Source organism: Vibrio sp. D173a, assembly GCF_030248475.1.
The window spans coordinates 1-814 of the sequence record NZ_JAHGAH010000666.1 but is presented as its reverse complement, the minus strand read 5'-3'; the positions used below and the strand labels follow the sequence as shown (position 1 = coordinate 814).

Annotated in this window: 1 protein-coding gene; it reads right to left on the bottom strand. The window is 47.8% G+C overall.

Features of this window, described 5'->3' with window-relative positions:
* Positions 1-3: 3 nt before the first annotated feature.
* On the bottom strand, positions 4-814 hold an 811-nt coding region (locus tag KIV40_RS28335; protein WP_285352543.1), incomplete at its 5' end, for a type II secretion system F family protein.

Genomic DNA, 814 nt, shown 5'->3' with positions numbered 1-814 from the left:
CCACTAACCTTTAATTGCATCGAGCATGCCCCACATAGGCAAGAAGATACCCAGAGCCAGTACCAACACCATACCTGCCACAACCACCAACAAGATCGGCTCAATGCGGGCAGTCAGTGTTTTGAGGTCATAATCAACCTCGCGGTCATAAAAGTCAGACACTTCAAGAAGCAACTCATCAATGCGACCCGTTTCTTCACCCACCGAGATCATTTGTATCACCAAAGGTGTGAAAATTTCACTATTAATGGCCGTAGAGGAGACGGTACTACCTGCTTCAATGGCTGACTTCATCTCTTGAACGCGCAATTCCAAAAAGCGGTTGTCGAGCGCCTCAGCTGAAAGCGCTAAAGATTGGTTCAACGGTACTCCCGCTTTAAGCATCAATGCAAAGGTACGAGAAAATCGTGACAGCAGTGCGCGATTTACCACACCGCCAATGACTGGCATCTTGAGGCGAAATCTATCCCACTTTTCCAAGCCGTTGTCGGTTTTAACCCAAGCTTTAAATGCGAATATCAAGCCAACGATCGCACCAACCATAAACATCCAGTAGTTGACAAAGAAATCCGACATACCGATCAGAATACGAGTCGGCAGAGGTAGATCGACGCCGAAACGTGAGAACATACTCGTGAATTGTGGGATCACCTTGATGTTGAGGATAAACATGGCGATCAAAATAAAGCTGATCACAAACGTCGGATAACGCATCGCGGTTTTAATGCGCTTGCGAGTCTCGACCTCTTGTTCGTAGTAGCCCGCGAGCTGAAGCAAGGCTTGATCGAGTCGACCAGTGTTTTCACCTACGCCG